This window comes from Dellaglioa sp. CoH-55-MRSF-7 (genome assembly GCF_056782235.1).
In genome coordinates this window covers 1-499 of the sequence record NZ_JBXAYI010000053.1, presented here as the reverse complement: position 1 = coordinate 499, position 499 = coordinate 1, and the positions used below count along the sequence as shown (strand labels likewise).

Sequence of the window (499 nt, the reverse complement as noted above, 5' to 3'; positions counted from 1 at the left end):
GCTTCTGCTGAGCGGCCTTGAGGCGTTTCTTGAGCGTTGCCGGGTCCTTAATCTTCACCGCCTGCCCGCAAGACTCGCACTTGCCCTCTGCGAACTTCTCTGCATGTTCGAGCTGATGCTCATAGACCCGAACCAAGGTTTCCAGATCAGCTTCTTCCTCTTCAGGCTTATCCGCCTTTTCCGGCAATTCGGATTCTGCCTCTTCGCGAACGCTTTCTATTTCAAGTTCGACACGCTTGAGTGCGAGTCTGGCTTCTGTATACGCCGTGTACGCGTTCTTTGGCATCTCGGCCGCAAGCTCTCGGCCGTTCTCTTCGATCAGGTTCTGCGTGACCTCACTCAGCTCTGCATACGCCTCGTTGTATCGGGCGTTATTCTTTTTATACTGCTCGTATTCTTCGGCTTCCTCAATATTAGCGGCCGTCGTATCGAACTCGTATTTTATCTGCTTCACGTGATCGATGAACGATTCTTCCGTAATCTCATCCCCAATTGCGCC

General features: G+C 52.3%; 1 protein-coding gene. It reads right to left on the bottom strand.

Annotated features, from left to right (window positions below; translation table 11 throughout):
• Window positions 1-499, bottom strand: a 499-nt coding sequence (locus tag AC1RPU_RS07820) for a hypothetical protein (RefSeq protein WP_481769615.1), incomplete at both ends; no start/stop codon positions are given.